The 17,711-nt window shown below is 68.3% G+C and carries 21 protein-coding genes; 9 read left to right on the top strand and 12 right to left on the bottom strand.

Annotation, left to right across the window (positions count from 1 at the left end):
- Positions 1-92: 92 nt before the first annotated feature.
- Genes RWO33_RS09005 through RWO33_RS09015 form a run of 3 tightly spaced genes read right to left on the bottom strand, consistent with a single transcriptional unit; the run spans position 93 to position 2,622 of the window.
- Positions 93-791 carry an HAD family phosphatase gene (locus RWO33_RS09005; RefSeq protein WP_314104451.1) on the bottom strand — a complete coding sequence of 233 codons (699 nt, stop codon included), beginning with the start codon at positions 789-791 and terminating at the stop codon, positions 93-95.
- Entirely contained in the window at positions 788-1,507 is a 720-nt protein-coding gene (locus RWO33_RS09010; protein WP_145481406.1) for a pseudouridine synthase, read from the bottom strand. Before RWO33_RS09010 ends, RWO33_RS09005 begins: the two co-directional genes overlap by 4 nt.
- On the bottom strand, positions 1,504-2,622 hold the full coding sequence (locus tag RWO33_RS09015) for a class I SAM-dependent methyltransferase (protein WP_314104453.1): 1,119 nt from the start codon (positions 2,620-2,622) through the stop codon (positions 1,504-1,506). Before RWO33_RS09015 ends, RWO33_RS09010 begins: the two co-directional genes overlap by 4 nt.
- A 152-nt stretch (positions 2,623-2,774) precedes the next feature.
- Here RWO33_RS09015 and RWO33_RS09020 point away from each other — a divergent pair, with 152 nt between their 5' ends.
- The gene (locus RWO33_RS09020) at positions 2,775-3,038 is read left to right on the top strand and encodes a hypothetical protein (RefSeq protein WP_314104455.1); all 264 of its coding nucleotides are present in this window, start codon (positions 2,775-2,777) and stop codon (positions 3,036-3,038) included.
- 31 nt (positions 3,039-3,069) lie between these two features.
- Here the strand turns inward: RWO33_RS09020 and RWO33_RS09025 are convergent, their stop codons facing one another.
- A complete protein-coding gene (locus tag RWO33_RS09025; RefSeq protein WP_145481403.1) occupies positions 3,070-3,360 on the bottom strand; it encodes a DUF3247 family protein in 291 nt (96 codons plus the stop codon).
- A gap of 214 nt (positions 3,361-3,574) precedes the next feature.
- Positions 3,575-5,584, bottom strand: coding sequence for an ATP-binding protein (locus RWO33_RS09030; RefSeq protein ID WP_314104482.1), 2,010 nt, complete (start codon positions 5,582-5,584; stop codon positions 3,575-3,577).
- A gap of 208 nt (positions 5,585-5,792) precedes the next feature.
- On the opposite strand from RWO33_RS09030, the gene RWO33_RS09035 reads away from it, so the two are divergent.
- Positions 5,793-6,359, top strand: coding sequence for a DUF3016 domain-containing protein (locus RWO33_RS09035; protein WP_314104458.1), 567 nt, complete (start codon positions 5,793-5,795; stop codon positions 6,357-6,359).
- Here the strand turns inward: RWO33_RS09035 and alr are convergent.
- Positions 6,346-7,422 carry an alanine racemase gene (gene alr, locus RWO33_RS09040; protein WP_314104460.1) on the bottom strand — a complete coding sequence of 359 codons (1,077 nt, stop codon included), beginning with the start codon at positions 7,420-7,422 and terminating at the stop codon, positions 6,346-6,348. The genes RWO33_RS09035 and alr overlap by 14 nt on opposite strands.
- Positions 7,401-8,714, bottom strand: a complete 1,314-nt coding sequence (locus tag RWO33_RS09045) for a D-amino acid dehydrogenase (RefSeq protein ID WP_314104463.1) — start codon at positions 8,712-8,714, stop codon at positions 7,401-7,403. The genes alr and RWO33_RS09045 overlap by 22 nt, the downstream gene beginning before the upstream one ends.
- A 148-nt stretch (positions 8,715-8,862) precedes the next feature.
- On the opposite strand from RWO33_RS09045, the gene RWO33_RS09050 reads away from it, so the two are divergent.
- Entirely contained in the window at positions 8,863-9,342 is a 480-nt protein-coding gene (locus tag RWO33_RS09050; RefSeq protein ID WP_145481399.1) for an Lrp/AsnC ligand binding domain-containing protein, read from the top strand.
- Between the two features lie 67 nt (positions 9,343-9,409).
- Here the strand turns inward: RWO33_RS09050 and RWO33_RS09055 are convergent, their stop codons facing one another.
- Together RWO33_RS09055 and RWO33_RS09060 are read right to left on the bottom strand one after the other, a co-directional pair.
- Positions 9,410-9,709 (bottom strand): hypothetical protein, encoded by a 300-nt coding sequence (locus RWO33_RS09055; RefSeq protein ID WP_314104466.1) that lies wholly within the window; start codon positions 9,707-9,709, stop codon positions 9,410-9,412.
- Between the two features lie 69 nt (positions 9,710-9,778).
- A complete protein-coding gene (locus RWO33_RS09060; RefSeq protein ID WP_314104468.1) occupies positions 9,779-10,207 on the bottom strand; it encodes a classical arabinogalactan protein 4 in 429 nt (142 codons plus the stop codon).
- A 130-nt stretch (positions 10,208-10,337) separates the two neighbouring features.
- Here RWO33_RS09060 and msrB point away from each other — a divergent pair, with 130 nt between their 5' ends.
- The 5 genes from msrB (at position 10,338) to RWO33_RS09085 (ending at position 14,092) form a co-directional block, all read left to right on the top strand.
- A complete protein-coding gene (gene msrB / locus RWO33_RS09065) occupies positions 10,338-10,805 on the top strand; it encodes a peptide-methionine (R)-S-oxide reductase MsrB (protein ID WP_314104470.1) in 468 nt (155 codons plus the stop codon).
- Between the two features lie 293 nt (positions 10,806-11,098).
- On the top strand, positions 11,099-11,953 hold the full coding sequence (gene motA, locus RWO33_RS09070; protein WP_145481395.1) for a flagellar motor stator protein MotA: 855 nt from the start codon (positions 11,099-11,101) through the stop codon (positions 11,951-11,953).
- 9 nt (positions 11,954-11,962) lie between these two features.
- A complete protein-coding gene (gene motB, locus RWO33_RS09075) occupies positions 11,963-12,934 on the top strand; it encodes a flagellar motor protein MotB (RefSeq protein WP_314104473.1) in 972 nt (323 codons plus the stop codon).
- Positions 12,935-13,262: 328 nt separating this feature from the next.
- Positions 13,263-13,769: a hypothetical protein gene (locus tag RWO33_RS09080; protein ID WP_145481393.1), complete on the top strand. Its 507-nt coding sequence runs from the start codon at positions 13,263-13,265 to the stop codon at positions 13,767-13,769.
- Between the two features lie 14 nt (positions 13,770-13,783).
- Positions 13,784-14,092, top strand: coding sequence for a DUF4031 domain-containing protein (locus RWO33_RS09085; RefSeq protein ID WP_314104476.1), 309 nt, complete (start codon positions 13,784-13,786; stop codon positions 14,090-14,092).
- Positions 14,093-14,280: 188 nt separating this feature from the next.
- Here RWO33_RS09085 and RWO33_RS09090 read toward each other — a convergent pair whose 3' ends face one another.
- On the bottom strand, positions 14,281-14,823 hold the full coding sequence (locus tag RWO33_RS09090) for a hypothetical protein (protein ID WP_145481391.1): 543 nt from the start codon (positions 14,821-14,823) through the stop codon (positions 14,281-14,283).
- Positions 14,824-14,959: 136 nt separating this feature from the next.
- On the opposite strand from RWO33_RS09090, the gene RWO33_RS09095 reads away from it, so the two are divergent.
- Positions 14,960-15,211 (top strand): DUF3297 family protein, encoded by a 252-nt coding sequence (locus RWO33_RS09095; protein WP_145481390.1) that lies wholly within the window; start codon positions 14,960-14,962, stop codon positions 15,209-15,211.
- Positions 15,212-15,506: 295 nt separating this feature from the next.
- On the opposite strand, the gene RWO33_RS09100 is transcribed toward RWO33_RS09095, so the two are convergent.
- Positions 15,507-17,150, bottom strand: a complete 1,644-nt coding sequence (locus tag RWO33_RS09100) for a Na+/H+ antiporter (RefSeq protein ID WP_314104478.1) — start codon at positions 17,148-17,150, stop codon at positions 15,507-15,509.
- Between the two features lie 68 nt (positions 17,151-17,218).
- Positions 17,219-17,711, bottom strand: a 493-nt coding sequence (locus RWO33_RS09105) for a class III extradiol ring-cleavage dioxygenase (RefSeq protein ID WP_314104480.1), incomplete at its 5' end; no start/stop codon positions are given.

Here is a 17,711-nt window from a genome sequence, read left to right on the forward strand (position 1 = left end):
CGGTAGAGCCGACTGTTAGTCGGCTGCCTTAGGCGGGGTCAATGATCGCGCTTCGCGCTTAGCCGACTAACAGTCGGCTCTACCCTTCGGCTCTACCCTTCGGCTCTACCGTCGCTTTGCAGCAGCGGCAGCAGCAGTGCGTGGGCGTCGCTGAGCGAGTCCACGATGCGGTGGCCGAGCGCGCGCAGGTCGGCATCCGGATGCACCAGGTCCGGAACCTGGATCGCGGTCATGCCGGCGGCCAGCGCCGCGCGGGTGCCCGCTGGCGAGTCTTCCAGTGCCAGGCAGCGCGCCGGGTCCTTGCCCAGCCTGCTCGCCGCCAGCAGGTAGATGTCCGGCGCCGGCTTCGGGTTGGCCACGTCGCTGCTGGTGACCACGTGGTCGAAGTAGCCCAGCAACCCCGCCGCCGCCAGCTTGCGCGACGCGCGCGGCTCGCGGGTGGAGGTTGCCACCGCACGCGGAATGGCGTGCGCCTGCAGCAGCTGCAGCAGCGCCACGATGCCCGGACGCAGCGGCAGCCCCTGCTGGGTGCGCGCTTCATACAGGTCGTGGCAGCGCGCATACAGCGCAGCCACCTGCGCCGCGTCGATGTGGCGCAGCAGCCGCTGTTCGCAGTCGCGGTCGCCCAGACCGACCATGCCCAGCCAGAAGTCATCGGCGAACGGCAGCTGCAGTTCCCGCGCGGCCTGCGACCAGCACGCGATGGAGACCCGCTCGCTGTCGATCATCAGGCCATCCATGTCGAAGATGACCGCCTCGGGCAGGAACGGCAGCGCGGCAATGGCGGTCATGGCGCGTCGGTCAGGTGCCCGGTGAACAGCGTGTCCAGGTCGCCCGCATCGAGCATGCGCCATTCGCCTTCCGGCAGGTCGCCCAGCGACAGCCCACCGATGCGGCTGCGGTGCAGCGCCTGCACGTGGTTGCCCACCGCAGCGAACATGCGCCGGGCCTGGTGATAGCGGCCTTCGTGCAGCACCAGTTCGGCTTCGCGCGGCGAACGCACGTGCAGCTCCGCTGGCAGCAGCGGCTTGTCGTCGGATTCCAGCATCAACCCGCCGCTGGCGAAACGCGCGGCTTCATCGCCCACCAGGTCCTGCGCCAGGGTGACCTGGTAGGCCTTGTCCAGCCGCGACTTGGGCGACACGATCCGGTGCAGCAACGCGCCGTCGTCGGTCATCAGCAGCAACCCGCTGGTATCGCGGTCCAGCCGGCCCACCGACGACAGCAGTGGCGACCGCTCGCGGAAGCGCGGCGGCAGCAGGTCGTAGATCAGCCGGCCCTTGTCCTTGGTCGAACAGGTGTAATCGCGCGGCTTGTGCAGCATCAGGGTCAGCCCCTGCGGCGGGTCCAGCGGCTCGCCCTCGACCCGGATCGCCTCGTGCGCCACCACGTCATCGGCGTACAGCACCTCGCCGTCGGCATCGGTGACCAGGCCCTCGCGGAACATCAGCTGCACCTGCTTGCGGCTGCCATAGCCCAGGTTCGCCAGCAGCTTCACCAGCTTCATGCGCGGCCTCCGCGGCCCCACGTCGGCTCGGTGCTGCGCGGCGGCCGCGCCGGGGTGGCACTGCGGCTGGCCTTGGTCGCCTCGATCAGCTTGAAGCCGTCGCGCTCGGCCGCCACGCGGACCTCGCCGAAGCTTTCATTGAGGATCTGCTCGTACGGCAGGTGACGGTTGGCCACCAGCCACATCCGCCTGCCCGGGCGCAGCGCCTGCGCGGCCACGGCAATGAAGCGCTGGCCGATATCAGGGCGGTCGGCGCGGGACGGGGTGTGGAACGGCGGATTGGTCACGATGAAGTCGTAGCGGCCTTCGATGCCGGCGGTGACGTCCTGCCAGTGGAAGCCCAGCCGCGCCGGGGACCCCAGCGCCTCCAGGTTCACCCGCGCCAGCGCCAGCGCGCGCCCTTCGGCCTCGAACAGGTCCAGCCCGGTCACCTGCGGGCAGCGCTGCAGGACTTCGCTGGACAGGTAGCCGAAGCCGGCGCCCAGGTCGGCGCCTTGGCCGGCGAGGTCGGCCGGCAACTGCTCCACCAGCAGCGCCGAGGCCGGGTCGATCCGGTCCCAGGCGAAGATGCCGGGGCGGCTCTGGAAACGCCCGCCCAGGATCGGGCGCGGCGCATCCAGCGCCGCCCAACGCTGGGCCAGCGCGGCGTCGTGTTGGCCGTTCAGGGGCGCGGTCCAGTACACCCGGCAGTGGTTCTTGGTCATCTTGCCGCCCAGCCCGGCCAGCTGCTGCAGGTCGCCTTCGCCGGAACGCGCGCCTTCGTTGTTGTGCTGGCAGGCCACCACGATGCCGCCCGGGGCGGCCAGGGCCAGCGCGCGGGCGAACAGCGCGCGGGCTTCTTCACGCTGGCGCGGCGGCAGCACCAGCACCAGCGCGTAACGGGTGGGATCCTCGGCCAGCTGCTGCTCATCGCGCACGGCCCAGCCACTGCCCTCCAGCGCGTCGGCGAACGGGCGGAAGCTCTGCTCGCAGACCAGCTGGCCGGGCTGCGCGCGTTCACGCAGCGGCCAGCCGTCGCGGGCACGCAGGAACAGGACAGGCCCGGCCGGCCAGGTCAGCGCGCCGCCGAACGGCAGCAACAGGGTTTCCAGGGGGGCGTCGTGCTGGGCAGCCATGCGGGGGCACATCTTGAAAAGAGAGCGCCATTCTACCGTTTCGCCTGTCCGGCCTCGTTCCTGACGCGATTTGCGTTTATTCAACGCTGCCTTGATGCCATCGCAACATGCACTGGGTCAGGGTGAGGGCTCATTCGCAACGGAGGTAGCTCATGCGCGCATTGTTCGTCGGTGGCGTGGTCGATAACAGCGAAATGGACCTGGAAACCGCACAGCCGCCTGTGCACTACCCCGAAGATACCGGCGGCGGGCACTCCCGCTACCGACTGCATCAGGTCGGCCGGCAGGACGATGGCAGCGTTGCGTATGCGGTGTACGCCGCACCGGACCTGGCCGATGACGAAGTGGAGCGGGTGGCGAGTGAACGCGCTTACGCGCGCCGCTTCGACGCCACGCCGCACCTGTTCGAGCACTGAATTGTGGTGCCGGGCCAGCCCCGGCACTGCTTCATTCCACCGGAGGCAGCGAACGCACCGCGCGGATCTGGTCCAGCCACAGCACATGCTGCTGGTCGGGCGACGCCAGGTCGTCCAGGCGCAGCTGGCCGTTGCTGCCTTCGTTCTCGTCTGCGTCGCGGTACTGCTGCACGGTCGGCTGCACCGCCACCGTGCCGTGCAGCACGCTGCCGTCGTCCAGCGTGATCTCGACCTGGGTCTGGCCCTTCAGCTGCGGCAGCAGCGCTTCAAGCGCGGCGATGTCGGCCTGGTCGGTAAGGATGGTGGGGGCGTAACGAGACATACGGGTTCCTTTCGGGTTGCGTGACAGCCACGCAGGGCGTGGCTCTACGGGTCTTTTTCCGGCACCCCGGGGTGATCGGCCCCCGCGCGTTTTCCGGCACCCCGGGGTGGTCGGCCCCCGCGCGTTTTCCGGCACCCCGGGGTGGTCGGCCCCCGCGCGTAGTGCCACGCCCTGCGTGGCAACCAGGCAATGCCGCCCCAAGCGGGCCCTGCCGCTATCGCTTGCCAGCCAGCACCGTGCGCACCGCCGATACCAGCTGAGCCACCGAATACGGCTTGGCCACGTGCTCCTGGAAGCCGGACGCCAGCGCGCGCTTGCGGTCGTCGGCACGGGCCAGCGCGGTCACCGCCACCACCGGCAGCGCGTTCGCGTCCAGCTTGAAGTCGTTGCGCAGGGTGCTGACCAGGCCGTAGCCGTCCATGCCCGGCATGCCGATGTCGGTCAGCAGGACATCCACGTGTTCATGCCCACCGTCGTCCAGCACGGCCAGCGCTTCGGCGGCCGACGCCGCGGCGGTGACCTGCGCGCCCTGCTCCTCCAGCAGGCGGCGCAGGTATTCCAGCACTTCGGGCTGGTCCTCCACCGCCAGCAGGCGCAGGCCCTTCAACGGGTAAGGTTCGATCAGCTGTTCATGGATCGGGCCACTGAACACCTCGCGCAGCGGCCGGCCATCGGCCTGCGGCTGGTAACGCGGCAGCTGCACGGTGAATTCCGCGCCGCAGCCATGCCCTTCGCTGTTGGCGGTGACCGTGCCGCCGTGCAGTTCCACCAGCTGCTGCACGATCGCCAGGCCCAGGCCCAGGCCGCCGTGGCGACGGGTGGTGGTGCCATCGGCCTGGCGGAACCGGCTGAACAGATGGCGGAGGAATTCAGGGGCGATGCCGTCGCCGGTGTCGACCACGCTGACCGACCAGTGCGCGCCGTCGGTGGACAGGGTCACGGTGACCGAGCCGGCCGCAGGGGTGAATTTGATTGCGTTGCTGAGCAGGTTCCACAGCACCTGCTGCAGGCGGGTGGCATCCCCCAGGACCAGCGCCGGCTCGTCGGGCACCACCAGCTGCATGTCCAGGGCCTTGCCTTCGGCCACCAGCTCCTGGGCGCGCATGGCTTCGGTGAGCTGCGCGCGCAGGTCCAGCACTTCCACTTCCAGCTGCACCTTGCCCAGCAGCATGCTGCTCAGGTCCAGCATGTCGGAGATCAAGCGCTTCTGCGCCATCGCACTGTTGGCGATCACGCCCAGGCCCTTGAACAGCGGACTGGTGTCGTCCACCCGCTGCAGCAGCAGTTCGCTCCAGCCCAGGATGGTGGTCAGCGGCGTGCGCAGTTCGTGCGACAGCGTGGCCAGGAATTCGTCCTTCAACCGCGCCATGCTTTCAGCAGCGTTGCGCGCGGCGCGCTCGGACTGCAGCAGCTCCTCGCGCGCCATTTCGATCTCGCGCCGCTCGGTCACGTCGGTACTGCTGCCGGCCAGGCCGATGAACCGCCCCGCGCGCGAGAAGCGCGGCTGCGCGTTCATTTCCAGCCAGCGCCACTGGCCGTCGGCCCGCAGGCCGCGCACCAGTACCTGCATGGAGCGCTGCGCCTTCAATGCCGCCTGCAGCTCGTACTCGAACACCGAGACATCGTCCGGCTGCACCAGGCCACGCCAGACATCCTCCGGCACGCGCTGTTCGTCGCCACCGAAGAATTCGCTGAAGGCACTGTTGACGAAGCGGGCATGGCCCAGCTCGTCCAGCACCCACACCGGCATCGGCAGGCCGTCTGCCAGCGCACTGAAGCGCGCCTCGCTCTCGGCCAGCTCCACTTCGATCTGCTTGCGGTTGGTGATGTCGAAGAACAGCACCGCCACGCGGCGATCATGCGCCTCGCCCACGCGCATCGCCTCCACCGCATACCAGCGCCCCAGCGCACGCGCTTCCAGTTCGAACTGCTGCGAGCGGCCGCTCTGGGCGATCTGGCCATAGACCCGGTACCACTCGCTTTCGTGGTTGGGCTGCAGTTCGCTCATCAAGCGGCCGGAGGCATTGTTCAGGCCGGTGTTGCGTTCGAAGGCCTCGTTCACTTCCAGGAAGCGGTAATCCACGCCCACCCCGTTTTCGATCATCACTTCGATGATGCAGAAGCCCGCGCTGAGGCCTTCCAGCACCGCGCGGTGCAGCGAAGGATCGGGCGCTGGAGCCACGTGGGGCGCGCGGTTCGGGGTCGATGCGGTCAGGCTGGACAAGGAGGTCAAAGGAAGCAACTGAAGGCGCAGAAGGAGACAGCATCTTCCAGAGCGCGTATTCGCAGCGTCAAGCACCGGCCCGGATTTGACGTAAGTGAACTCCCGCCCCCATCCGGGCAGGCGCCAGGTTGCCGGTAATTGTTCCTGCAGGTGATCGGGGTCACACTGCGAAGCATCGTCCCTGCACATCCCTGACCGAGGTCCTGCCATGAACCGCAATCCCTTGCTGGCTGGCGCTTTGAGCTGCCTGATGCTGATCGTTGGCTGCGCCTCCGCCGGCCCCCGCACCGTCACCGCGCCGGATGCGCCGCGCGCGCTGAGCGTCGCAGGCCCGGTCCAGGTCAGCTGGACCGACCCGGCGCAGTTCACTGAAATCCGCAGCAGCCCCAACCGCTTCGAGGCCCAGAGCGGCAACTGGGTGTTCCAGCTGGCCAGCCACCTGCGCTCCAGCGCCAGCAAGCGCCTGGCCCCGGGCCAGACCCTGGAGGTGCAGATCACCGACATCAAGCGCGCCGGCGACTTCGAGCCGCAGAACGGCCCGCGCGGCAACGACATCCGGATCATGCGCAACATCTACCCGCCGCGGATGACCCTCACCTTCACCCTGCGCGACGCCCAAGGCGGCGTGCTGCAGCAGGGCGAGGAGAAGCTGGTCGACATGGGCTACCTGACCAACTCGGGCCTGCTCAGCAACAACGACCCGCTGCGCTACGAGAAGTACATGCTGGACAACTGGCTGCGCCGCCTGCTGCCGTCTCCGTCTAGCCGCCGCTGACTACCCGTGCCACGCGCTTGACCGCGCACGGCAGCTGGTAGGCGCTGACCCGGCACAGCGGGGCCAGCACGTCCAGGCGCGGCGCATCGCCCCACAGGGTGACCGTGCTGCCCACCCCGGCCTGCGGCAGGTCGGTCAGGTCCACGGTCAGCATGTCCATCGAGACCCGGCCGATCAGGTGCCCGGGCTGGCCATCGATCTGCACCGGGGTGCCGTTCGGGGCGAACTGCGGGTAGCCGTCGGCATAGCCCAGCGCCACCACGCCGACCCGGGTCGGCCGCTCGGCCACGAACCGGGCGCCATAGCCGACCGGTTCGCCGACGCCGATCTCGCGGGTAGCGAAGATCTTCGATTGCATGGTCATCACCGGGCGCAGGCGCTCGGTGGCGGCGGTGTGCGCGGCCAGCGGATTGGCGCCGTACAGCATCAGCCCCGGGCGCACCCAGTCGCTGCGCACGTCCGGCCAGCCCAGCAGGGCCGGCGAATTGCACAGGCTGGTTTCGCCGGCCAGGCCCTCGATGGTGGCCGCGAACAGATCGGCCTGTTCGCGGGTCCGCGGGCTGTCCAGTTCGTCGGCGCGCGCCATGTGGCTCATCAGCACCATCGGCGCCACCTGCGGCAGCGCAGACAGGCGCGCGTGCGCGGCGCGGAAGTCGGCCGGCGACAGCCCCAGCCGGTGCATGCCGCTGTCCAGCTTGAGCCAGATCTGCAGCGTGGCGTCGGTCTGGAACGCTTCCACCGCGTCCACCTGCCACGGTGCGGCCACCGCGAACCACAGCCGGTGCTGCACGATCAGCGGCAGCTCGTCGGCGTCGAAGAAGCCTTCCAGCAGCAGGATCGGCCCGGCGATGCCGGCCGCGCGCAGTTCCAGCGCTTCCTCGATGCAGGCCACGCCGAAGGCGTCCGCTTCGCCGTCCAGCGCGCGCGCGCAGGCCACCGCGCCGTGGCCGTAGGCGTCGGCCTTTACCGCGGCCAGGGTCTTGCGACCGCCGCCCAGTTCACGGGCCAGGCGGAAGTTGGAGCGCAACGCGTCCAGGTCGATCAACGCGCGGGCTGGACGCATGCTTTGGGTTCACTGTGGTGGACGGAGGCGGCGTGGTGGCCGCCATAACGGAAGATATCCAGGCCCTCGGTGCTGATCTGCGGCTGGCGCGCGCTCATCAGGTCGGCCAGGTAGCGGCCCGAGCCGCAGGCCATGGTCCAGCCCAGGGTGCCGTGGCCGGTATTGAGGAACAGGTTGCGGTACGGGGTGGCGCCGATGACGGGCGTGCCGTCCGGGGTGGCCGGGCGCAGCCCGGTCCAGAATTCGGCACGGCCGAGGTCGCCGCCGTGCGGGTAGAGGTCGCCCACCACCTTTTCCAGGGTGGCGCGGCGGCGCGGCGACAGCGACAGGTCGAACCCGCCCACTTCGGCCATGCCGCCGACGCGGATGCGGTCGTCGAAGCGGGTCACCGCCACCTTGTAGCTCTCGTCCAGGATGGTCGAGGTCGGCGCCATCGCCGCGTCGGTGATCGGCAGGGTCAGCGAATAGCCCTTCAGCGGATACACCGGCAGGTGCATGCCCAGCGGCGCCACCAGCGAGGGCGAATAGCTGCCCAGCGCGACCACGTAGCGGTCGGCGGTCTCCACCTTGCCGTCGATGCGCACGCCGGTGATGCGGTCGCCATCGGTTTCCAGCCCGGCGATGTCCTGGTCGAAACGGAATTCCACCCCGGCATCCATGGCCATCTGCGCCAGGCGGCGGGTGAACAGCTGGCAATCGCCGGTCTGGTCGCGCGGCAGCCACAGCGCGCCCACCAGCTTGTCGGCCACGCCGGCCAGGGCCGGTTCGTGGGCGATGATGCCGGCGCGGTCCAGCACTTCGTACGGCACGCCGTACTGGGCCAGCACCTCGATGTCCTGCGCCGAGGCGTCCAGCTGCTGCTGGGTGCGGAACAGCTGGGTGGTGCCCAGGTCGCGGCCTTCGAACTCGATCCCGGTCTGCGCGCGCAGTTCGTTGAGGCAGTCGCGGCTGTACTCGGACATGCGCACCATGCGCGCCTTGTTGATCGCGTAGCGCTCGTGGGTGCAGTTGCGCAGCATCTGCGCCAGCCAGCGGTACTGGTCCAGGTCCAGGCCCGGGCGGATCGCCAGCGGCGCGTGTTCGGAGAACAGCCATTTCACCGCTTTCAGCGGTACGCCCGGGGCGGCCCACGGCGAGGTATAGCCGAACGACAGCTGGCCGGCATTGGCGAAGCTGGTTTCAAGTGCCGGGCCGGGCTGGCGGTCGACCACGGTGACTTCAAAGCCGGCCTGCCGCAGGTACCAGGCACTGGTGGTGCCGATGACCCCGCTGCCAAGGATGAGAACGCGCATGAGACCTCTCCAACCCGATCATTCCCTGCACTGGAGCGTGCCGGGACCATAATTGGGCAAGTATATTCCGGCCAAACCACGCATTTTTGCTGTTTTTGGCGGCGAAGGCAGGGTATTGTCGCGCCAACACCCCCGAGAGGCTGACGCCATGGCCGCGCGACCCCGCGAGCTGGACAAGATCGACCGCAAGATCCTGCGCATCCTGCAGGACGAGGGGCGCATTTCCTTCACCGAACTGGGCGAGCGGGTGGGGCTGTCCACCACCCCGTGCACCGAGCGGGTGCGGCGGTTGGAACGCGACGGCGCGATCACCGGTTACTACGCCAGGCTCGACCCGCAGTACCTCAAGGCCAGCCTGCTGGTATTCGTGGAAATCAGCCTGGCCTATAAGTCCGGGGACATCTTCGAAGAGTTCCGCCGCGCCGCGCTCAAGCTGCCGAACGTGCTCGAGTGCCACCTGGTGTCGGGCGATTTCGACTACCTGCTCAAGGCGCGGATCAGCGAAATGGCGTCCTACCGGAAACTGCTGGGCAGCACGCTGCTGACCCTGCCGCACGTGCGCGAATCCAAGAGCTACATCGTGATGGAAGAAGTCAAGGAGACCTTGACCTTGCCGATCCCGGATTGATCACGCCGCACAGCAAAAGGCGGCGCGCACCGCGCACCGCCTTCGAAGCTACCTCATGCAATGACCGTCAGCGCTGCTGCTTCTGGTCCTGGTGACGCTGACCCTGCTGCTTGTTGCCCTGGTCCTGGTTCTGCTGCTGGTTCTGCTGACCTTTCTGGTTCTGGCCCTGTTGATTCTGCTGATTCTGCTGCTTGCCAGGGTTGTTCTGCTGATTGGCCATGGTTGCACTCTTCTCATTCAGATCTACGGGATGCGTCGCTGGCGTGCTCGAATCAAGCGGCTTTCGCTTGCCGGGGCGTCCTGTGCGGCGCAGGTCCAGAATGTTCGAAACGGGGTTAATCAGGGGCGAAAAAGCGGTGAGCGGCATCGTGACGGCGATGACTCGGCGCTGAAAGTTGCCGACGATTCATGTTCCAGTGCTTCTTCCAAAAGTGGATCAGGGCTTGATTTGCTGGCCGTCCCCGCTCGGAACCGCGTCGTAGTAGCGACCCGTGCGCGTATCCAGCACGCGGTTGGGCCCCACCTGCTTCATGCCGGGCACGATTCGCCCGTTGCGGTCGTAGACCTTGGGCGGCGCCGTGGTCGCGGGCGGAGTGAACGGCTGCACCTGCGCCGGGCCCTGGCTCTGGATCGGGTGGGTGCGCAGTTGCTGCCCGGTCTGCGCCGGTGTCTTCACCGGTTCCATCCGCCCGGACAGGCTGTCGGCCGGTGCCGGTCGCACCGGCGTGGGCAGCGGCGCCTGGGTGGGCGCGGCGTTGGTGGCAGGACGGGTGTCGGTGGGTTTGCGCGGGGCGGCGATCTGCGCGGCGGCGACCAGCGGCATCACCGCCAGCAGCGATACGGCAAGCCAGGACAGGCGATTCATGGCAGGCAGGCTCAGCGAGGGGAACAGGCATTCACCCTGCACCCGGGCGCGTGTCAGCACCATGAACGCCCGGCGCTTGCCTGCGCCTTCCCCGCCCCCATTTCCACAGCACCCCTCTTGAGGACTGCCCATGACCGCTTTCGATCTCTCCCCGCCCAGCGATGCCCAGCGCCAGGCGCTGGTTGCCGGGCTCAGCGCGGACGAGCAGCGCGTGCTGCTGCACCACGGCACCGAAGCCCCGTTCTGCGGCGTGTTCCTGGACAACAAGCAGGACGGCGTCTACGGCTGCCGCCTGTGCGGCCTGCCGCTGTTCCGCTCCAGCACCAAGTTCGACTCCGGCACCGGCTGGCCGAGCTTCTTCGCCCCGTTCGACCCGGCCCACGTCGGTGAAAATCGTGACGTCAGTCATGGCATGGTGCGAACCGAGATCGTGTGTGCCCGCTGTGACAGCCATCTCGGCCATGTGTTCCCGGACGGCCCGCCGCCCACTGGTGAGCGGCACTGCCTGAACTCGGTCTCGCTCTCGTTCACCCCCAACGGGACGCCCTATCCGGACCCGTTGCAGCGCGGTGGCGCCGAGGCCCAGCCCGCGGCTTGAGCGTCCCGGCGCGTGCCCACCCACGGTGGGCACCTGCCGCGCCACCGGTACGCCGGGCCCACCGGACCGGGGGGCGCCACCCGCACGTCGGGTCCACCGGGCCGGGGCCGCCACCTGCACCTCGGGCCCACCGGACCGGGTGCCACCCGCATGTCGGGCCCACCGAACCCGGTAGGTACCCACCGTTGGTGGGTACGACACACCGACCAAAAGTGTGACGTCCAACCAACCCCACCCTTCAGAACCCGAGCGTGAGGCCGACATGAAGGTATCCCCTTCCCCGCGTCTGCCCCATGCTCATCATTGTCGGTTTCCTCATCGTGATTCTCAGCGTGCTCGGCGGCTACGTGGGCGCGCACGGCAAGCTGGGCGCCCTGTGGCAGCCCTATGAACTGGTGATCATCGGCGGCGCCGCGCTGGGCGCGTTCCTGGTCGGCACCCCGATGAAGACCGTCAAGCAGACCCTGTCCTCGAGCATCAGCGTGTTCAAGGGCCCGCGCTACAAGCAGCAGGACTACCTGGACGTGCTGAGCCTGCTCTACGAGCTGCTCAACAAGGCGCGCCGCGAGGGCTTCATGGCGCTGGAAGACCATGTCGAGCGCCCGGCCGACAGCGCGATCTTCGCCAACTATCCCAAGGTGCAGGCCGACCACCACCTGGTGGACTTCATGACCGACTGCCTGCGCCTGATGATCGGCAGCAACATCGAGCCGCACGAACTCGAGCCGCTGCTGGAAATGGAGCTGGAAAAGCACCACGCCGAAGCAATGCAGCCCGCCGCCGCCCTCAACAAGGTGTCCGACGGCCTGCCCGGGTTCGGCATCGTGGCCGCGGTGCTGGGCATCGTGATCACCATGGGCTCCATCGGCGGCGCCATCGAAGAGGTCGGCGCGCACGTGGCCGGCGCGCTGGTGGGTACCTTCCTGGGCATCCTGCTGGCCTACGGCTTCGTCAGCCCGCTGGCCGCCGCGGTGGAAGCACGTGCCGAGCAGGACAGCCGCATCTATGAGTCGGTGAAGACCGCCCTGCTGGCCTGCCTGCGCGGCTACAACCCCAAGATCGCGCTGGAATTCGCGCGCAAGACCCTGCCCTCGAACGTGCGCCCGGGCTTCAGCGAGTTCGAAGCCCACCTCAAGACGGTCAAGTAAGGCACCGCCATGGCCGAGAACAAACCCACCGTCATCGTCCGCCGGGTCAAGAAGGCCGGGCATGGCGCGCACCACGGCGGCGCCTGGAAGGTGGCCTACGCCGACTTCGTGACCGCGATGATGGCGTTCTTCCTGGTGCTGTGGCTGATGGCGGCCACCACCAAGCCCGAACGCGCCGCCATTTCCGAGTACTTCCGCAACCCCAGCCCGCTCACCGGGCAGAACTCCACGCCGGCCCCGGGCATGGCCGGCCCCGGGGGCGCCAGCACCTCGATGATCAAGCTCGGCGGCGCCACCGACGTCTCGCGCGGCAACAGCAACGACCCGTTCCAGAACCAGCAGGCCGAACGCCCGGTGCCGCAGCAGGACGAGCGCGAGCGGGAAAAGAAGCAGCTGGAAGTGCTCAAGCAGGAGCTGGAAGAGGCGATCAGCAAGAGCCAGGCGCTGGAACCGTTCAAGGACCAGCTGCTGCTCGACCTGACCCCGGAAGGCCTGCGCATCCAGATCGTGGACAAGCAGAACCGGCCGATGTTCGACATGGGCAGTGCGGCGCTGAAGGACTACACCCGCGACATCCTTCGCGAGCTGTCGCAGTTCATCAACCACGTGCCGAACCGCATCAGCATCACCGGCCACACCGACACCACCGCCTACAACGCCCGCCACGGCTACAGCAACTGGGAGCTCAGCGCCGACCGCGCCAACGCGGCCCGGCGTGCGCTGCTGGACGGCGGCATGGCCGACGACAAGGTCACCCGCGTGGTCGGCCTGTCGTCCTCGGTGCTGTTCGACAAGACCCAGCCGGACAATCCGATCAACCGCCGGATCAGCATCGTGGTGATGACCAAGGCCGCCGAAGCGGCGGCGTTGGCCGGTTCCGGGCAGGAGGTGGCGCTGTCGCCGACGGTGCCGGACGCGGACGTGCAGGCGGCCCAGGGCGCAGCGGCAGCGGCACCGGTCGCAGCCCCCGCCTCGCCCTGAGGCGGTTCGAGGGTAACGACCAACGGTCGTTACCTACCGGGGTCTGTGCATGTAGAGGGTAACGACCAACGGTCGTTACCTACCGGGGTTTGGTGCGCGGCCGCGATCCGCGCTTGGGCGTCTGGACGCCTGGGCGCCGGGGCGCCGGGGCGCCGGGGCGCCGGTAGGGTCGCGCCCCAGCCGACTGCCGATATCCCTGCAACATGCGATGTCGGCATCGGAATCAGCGTAAATCACGCCTTCACCGCTCGCACGATCCGCCCGCCCCAGCATCCCCGCGCGTCCCCCACTACAATGGCGGTCTTTCCCGTACCCATAGACCGATTCCATGTCCAAGCAGTCCAAAGCCAAGCGCGACAAGCGCAAGAAGCTCCAGCCCAAGCGCCCGATCAACCGCCTCAACGCCCAGCAGCCGGTCCAGAACCACGCCGTGCTGACCAACGAGGAAGGCCAGGTGGTCGCCGCGATCGGCCTGCAGGGCACCGAATGGCTGCTGGCCATCGGCGGCCAGACCATGGGCAACGCCGACAACCCGGTGCCGATGCTGGCCATGCTCAAGCACCTCTCCAACGTCCAGGAAAAGGAAGGCCGCAAGGTCAGCCTGGAATACTCGACCCAGCTGCAGCAGCTGATCGACGACCTGGCCGCCGACGAAGGCAAGACCGCCGACGAGTACCTGTCGCAGCTGGTCTCCGAGTTCGAAGGCGTGGAAGGCGAAGAAGGCGATGACGCCGACGCCGCTGGCGAAGACGCCCCGGCCGCGGACCAGGCTGCCGAACCGGCCGCCGACGCCGACGCCACCCCGGCGGCCAGCGACGACAAGCCGCAGGCCTGAGCCACGGCGACCCGGTGACGGTCTATATCGACGATTCGGTACATCCCTGGCGCGGCGAGCGCTGGGCGCATCTGATGGCCGACACCCTGCCCGAGCTGCACGCCATGGCGGCGCAGCTCGGGATCCCGCGGCGCGCGTTCCAGAACCGCCGCAGCGGCGCGCATTACGACGTGCCGGCACCCATGCGCCTGAAGGCGATCACGTTGGGCGCGCAGCCCATCTCAAGACACACCGATCGAACGCTGGTAAAAGCCGTAATAGCGAACGCAAGGTCGCAATACCAGCCGCCCGACGGCAGAGCCGACGGTAGAGCCGACTGTTAGTCGGCTGCCGGAGCCCCTGCACCACGGCCCGCGGTAGAGCCGACTGTTAGTCGGCTGCCGGAGCCCCTGCACCATGGCCCGCGGTAGAGCCGACTGTCAGTCGGCTGCCCGGAGCCCCTGCACCATGGTCCGCGCGAAGAGCTGCCGACTGACAGTCGGCACTACCGGGGCATTGCCGTGCCTCTTTGTCAGAACGGATCCGCGCCCGGCCGCACTTCCACGCCCAGCAGCGAACACAGCGCCAGCATCGCATCGTCATCGCGGCTGAGCGCCATCCACCCTGCGAGGCCCCCGTTGCCAGTATCCACGCTCCACAGCGAATAGTTGTGCTCGCGCAGGCGGTCGTACGCGGTGGCCATCAGCAGCGGCGCATCGACCTGGGCAGCGAAATCCTCATCATCCAGGTCGCCACCCCAGTCCAGCTGCAGGTTCCAGCGCGCCGCCAGCTCGTTCACCGCCGACATCAGCGAATCGGCGTCGTCACGCTCCACCTCGAAACCGGACTGCCAGGCAATCGCGGTCATCAACGGTGCCAGCCACTCCGCCTCCTCGTCGATCTCCTCGCCGCTCTCCAGCAGCGCCTCGCGCCAGCGGTTGAACTGCTGCAGGGCCAGTTCCTCGTCGTTCGGGTTGATCAGCACGAACAGGTTCCAGATCCGGGCCTCGAAGTCGTCTTCCTCGAAGTCGCGCTCCTCTTCTTCGAAGTCGAAATAATCGCTGTTGTCGGGCATGGCCGGTATTCCTGGAGACAGGCAGGCATTCTGCCGTGGCCGGGCGTTGGCAGGAAGCGAAATTCGGCCACGGCGGCCGCACGGTTTATCCTGTGCGCCTGAAGACGGCCGTGGTGGCCGTCAGCACCTGATGACCATGAGCGATACCCCTCCCGATCACCTGGCGATCAACCCGGCCAGCCCGTTCCACGATGCCGCTGCGCTGGAACGCGGCGTGGGCATCCGCTTCAACGATGTCGAACGCGACAACGTCGAGGAATATTCGGTCAGCGAAGGCTGGATCCGCGTGCAGGCCGGCAAGGCCCGCGACCGCCGCGGCAACCCGATGACGATCAAGGTCAAGGGCACCGTGGTGGCGTATTACCTGGACCAGAAGCCGGCAGAGTAAGCGGTCAACCGACCAACGGTCGGTTGCTACCCGGCGCTGGCCGGGCATGTGTACCTGCGAACCCGCGCCTTGACGCCGCTGGCACCCACGCCGCGTGGCGGTAGGGTTGGTTCCCGAACAACCGCCGATGCAGGTGATCGGCACGGTGACGCATGACCGTTGGCGGAGACGCCTTCTTCGCCCGAGGTCCATGCGTCACCGTGCCGATGGGCGTTATCGGCGGTCGTTTGGGAACCGACCCTACCGGGCCCGGCAATGATCGGTTTGGATGTCCGAGCGGCGGAAATTCCGCACCTCAATCGCGTTGCCGGGTTTCCAGCAGGTCCAGGTTGCGGATCAGCTTCCGCGAGATCTCATCGGAAATGCGTCCGCGCCGGGTCAGCCGGAACAGTTCTTCGCGCTCGGCGGTCAAGCCAGCGCTGCGCAGCTGGCGATAGCCCTGCTCCATGCGCGCCACCTTGCCGGGATCGGCATCCGGGCCCTGCTCTTTCTCCAGGTTGCGCTGGTACAACAGGCTCACCCGTGCCGCGGCGTCGTTGTACAGCTGCACGTTTTCCGTGCTCTGGTGCTCCACCAGCTCCTGGCGCTTGCGCTCCACCCCGGCCAGTGCGGCCTTGGACGCCATGCGCCGGGCCAGGTCTTCTTCCTTGCGTTCGCCCGAATCGGCCGGCAGCTCCAGGCCCTTGAGCAGGCGCGGCAACGCCACGCTGGCGCCGACCAGCGACACCAGGATCACCGCCGCGGCCAGGAAGATCACCAGGTCGCGCGCCGGGAACGCACTGCCATCAGGCAGGAACAGCGGCAGGGTCAGCACGCCGGCCAGGGTGATCGCACCGCGCACGCCCGCCAGCGAGGTCGCCACCACGATCCGCCACGACGTGCCCTGGCGCTCCTCGCCACGGTGGCGTGCACGCAGCAGGCTCCAGCGCAGCGACAGCCACACCCAGCCCAGGCGCAGCAGCACCAGCGCCAGGTTGATCACCAGCACGTACACCAGCAGCCACCACGCGTTGTGGTGCCCGCTTTCGCCCATGGTGGCGATGGCACGCTCGACGATGCCGGGCAGCTGCTCGCCCAGCAGCACGAACATGATGCCGTTGAACGAGAACTGCAGCATGTTCCACACCGCCGTGCGCTGCACGCGCATGCTGCCCGAGACCCGGCCGGTGAGCTCCACGTAACTCATGGTGATGCCGGCAGCGACCGCCGCCAGGATGCCCGACGCGTTGGCCTCTTCGGCCAGCAGGTAGGCGGCGAACGGAATCAGCAGGTTGACCAGCAGCGCCGCACCCGGCTCTTCGCCGAAGCGCCGCCACAGCCAGCGCTGGAAAGTGGACACGCCCAGGGTGACCGCCACGCCGATCACAAGGCCGGCCAGGGCCACCCACAGGAAGGTCAGCGACGCGTCGGCCAGCGAGAACGTGCCGGTCATCACCGCCGCCACCGCAAAGCGGAAGCAGACCAGGCCGGAGGCATCGTTCAACAACGATTCGCCTTCCAGGATGTGCAGCAGGCGCTTGGGAATCGGCGCGCGCGAGGCGATGGAACTCACCGCCACCGGGTCGGTCGGTGAAATGATCGCGGCCAGCGCGAAGGCCACCGCCAGCGGCATCACCGGAATCATCCAGTGGATCAGGAAGCCGGCGCCGATCACCGTGATCACCACCAGCCCGAACGCCAGTTCCAGGATCACGCCCTTGTCGCGGAACAGGCCCTGCTTGGGAATGCGCCAGCCATCCAGGAACAGCAGCGGCGGCAGGAACAGCAGGAAGAACATCTCCGGTTCCAGCGCGTGGCCGCGGTTGAACACCCCCGCAATCACCGCCCCCAGACCGATCTGCACCAGGGGCAGCGGCAGCGACAGCGGCAGGACGCGGACCAGGTAGCCGCTGGCGACTACCGCCACCAGCATCGCCAGGACGACTTCAATCGTATGCATGCGTTTTCCAGAAAGCCTGGAAAAAAACTACCACACCGATCCCGAACCGCGAACGACGGAGACAGTGCTCAAGCGCGTGCGTCGCCGTCGAAGCGGTAGATGTCCATCGCCAGCATGCCCGCGTCGATGCCGGCATCGATGCGCTGCGCGCCCAGCAGCTCGCCGCCGGCCGCGCCGAGCGCGAAATGCAGCGGCTGGAAGTGCTCGTCGGTGGGGTGCGCGCGTTCGGCGAACGGCGCCTGCCGGCGGTAATCGAGCAGCGCGGCGCTGTCGTTGGCCTGCAGGCGCTGTTCCACCCATTCGATAAAAGGCCGCACATACGGCGCTTCGCCACCGCGCTGGTACTGGCCGACGTCGTGCAGGTTGTGGGTGATGCTGCCGGAGCCGACCAGCAGCACGCCCTGCTCGCGCAGCGGCGCCAGTGCACGGCCCAGCGCGAACTGGTGTGCCGGGCCCTGCAGCGGCTGCAGTGCCAGCGGCACCACCGGGATGTCGGCCTGCGGGTAGAGCAGGCGCAGCGGCACCCAGGCCCCGTGGTCGAGCCCACGCGCCGGATCCAGC

Source organism: uncultured Stenotrophomonas sp. (assembly GCF_963519925.1).
Classification (GTDB): Bacteria; Pseudomonadota; Gammaproteobacteria; order Xanthomonadales; family Xanthomonadaceae; genus Stenotrophomonas; species Stenotrophomonas maltophilia_AE.

What these genes read in the sequence shown, in the direction of transcription:
- RWO33_RS09095 (WP_145481390.1), top strand. Translation starts at nt 14,960, where the DNA reads ATGAGCGATACCCCTCCCGATCACCTGGCGATCAACCCGGCCAGCCCG.
- RWO33_RS09045 (WP_314104463.1), bottom strand. Translation starts at nt 8,714, where the DNA reads ATGCGCGTTCTCATCCTTGGCAGCGGGGTCATCGGCACCACCAGTGCC.
- RWO33_RS09035 (WP_314104458.1), top strand. Translation starts at nt 5,793, where the DNA reads ATGAACCGCAATCCCTTGCTGGCTGGCGCTTTGAGCTGCCTGATGCTG.
- alr (WP_314104460.1), bottom strand. Translation starts at nt 7,422, where the DNA reads ATGCGTCCAGCCCGCGCGTTGATCGACCTGGACGCGTTGCGCTCCAAC.
- RWO33_RS09020 (WP_314104455.1), top strand. Translation starts at nt 2,775, where the DNA reads ATGCGCGCATTGTTCGTCGGTGGCGTGGTCGATAACAGCGAAATGGAC.
- RWO33_RS09055 (WP_314104466.1), bottom strand. Translation starts at nt 9,709, where the DNA reads ATGCCGCTCACCGCTTTTTCGCCCCTGATTAACCCCGTTTCGAACATT.
- RWO33_RS09080 (WP_145481393.1), top strand. Translation starts at nt 13,263, where the DNA reads ATGTCCAAGCAGTCCAAAGCCAAGCGCGACAAGCGCAAGAAGCTCCAG.
- RWO33_RS09050 (WP_145481399.1), top strand. Translation starts at nt 8,863, where the DNA reads ATGGCCGCGCGACCCCGCGAGCTGGACAAGATCGACCGCAAGATCCTG.
- RWO33_RS09100 (WP_314104478.1), bottom strand. Translation starts at nt 17,150, where the DNA reads ATGCATACGATTGAAGTCGTCCTGGCGATGCTGGTGGCGGTAGTCGCC.
- RWO33_RS09090 (WP_145481391.1), bottom strand. Translation starts at nt 14,823, where the DNA reads ATGCCCGACAACAGCGATTATTTCGACTTCGAAGAAGAGGAGCGCGAC.
- RWO33_RS09060 (WP_314104468.1), bottom strand. Translation starts at nt 10,207, where the DNA reads ATGAATCGCCTGTCCTGGCTTGCCGTATCGCTGCTGGCGGTGATGCCG.
- motB (WP_314104473.1), top strand. Translation starts at nt 11,963, where the DNA reads ATGGCCGAGAACAAACCCACCGTCATCGTCCGCCGGGTCAAGAAGGCC.
- RWO33_RS09015 (WP_314104453.1), bottom strand. Translation starts at nt 2,622, where the DNA reads ATGGCTGCCCAGCACGACGCCCCCCTGGAAACCCTGTTGCTGCCGTTC.
- RWO33_RS09010 (WP_145481406.1), bottom strand. Translation starts at nt 1,507, where the DNA reads ATGAAGCTGGTGAAGCTGCTGGCGAACCTGGGCTATGGCAGCCGCAAG.
- RWO33_RS09025 (WP_145481403.1), bottom strand. Translation starts at nt 3,360, where the DNA reads ATGTCTCGTTACGCCCCCACCATCCTTACCGACCAGGCCGACATCGCC.
- motA (WP_145481395.1), top strand. Translation starts at nt 11,099, where the DNA reads ATGCTCATCATTGTCGGTTTCCTCATCGTGATTCTCAGCGTGCTCGGC.
- RWO33_RS09005 (WP_314104451.1), bottom strand. Translation starts at nt 791, where the DNA reads ATGACCGCCATTGCCGCGCTGCCGTTCCTGCCCGAGGCGGTCATCTTC.
- msrB (WP_314104470.1), top strand. Translation starts at nt 10,338, where the DNA reads ATGACCGCTTTCGATCTCTCCCCGCCCAGCGATGCCCAGCGCCAGGCG.